This is a genomic window from Thalassotalea sp. G20_0 (assembly GCF_017744175.1).
Classification (GTDB): domain Bacteria; phylum Pseudomonadota; class Gammaproteobacteria; order Pseudomonadales; family Endozoicomonadaceae; genus Endozoicomonas.
The window spans coordinates 1-500 of sequence record NZ_JAGHQV010000555.1 but is presented as its reverse complement, the minus strand read 5'-3'; the positions used below and the strand labels follow the sequence as shown (position 1 = coordinate 500).

1 protein-coding gene is annotated in these 500 nt (G+C 42.6%); it reads left to right on the top strand.

All coding sequences use genetic code 11. The features are described from left to right. Nucleotides 1-69: 69 nt before the first annotated feature. Nucleotides 70-500: hypothetical protein (locus J7438_RS27530; RefSeq protein ID WP_209279184.1), on the top strand; the 431-nt coding region annotated here is incomplete at its 3' end.

Sequence of the window (500 nt, the reverse complement as noted above, 5' to 3'; positions counted from 1 at the left end):
TCATTGACTAGTCTGGCACAGTCAATATTGTTTGGTACCGGTTATACTCGGTTCCCAATCCAGATCAGAATGACCTTGCAGGATTTTTTATATCTCAATGATAAATTGACACCAAAGAATCATCCAGCTTCATTGGGGCTGAATGCTGACAGCTTATATATTACCCAAGCCTACAAAACAGCAGAAATAGTGAGGGATGCAGTATTAGACCAGCTTGAAATCATATCGAACAAATTCAATTCAATAAGTGAGCTGACCCAGAAACTGCTTGACCAGGTTCCTGTTGACAGCCTTGGTACTGAATTGGTCCAGTTTGGGGTTAGCCCTACTGCTGATCATATCTGTTACTTCGCTTTTAGCTATAGCGACGATCTCTTCAGGCTCACAGTTCAGGATATACAAACCGGTGTGATAACGGTTACTGGTAAAACTCTGGAGCAGCTAAAAGCGAACATACCAGGTGCACTAGAGAGTTTTTATAAGATACCACTGCACCCCGG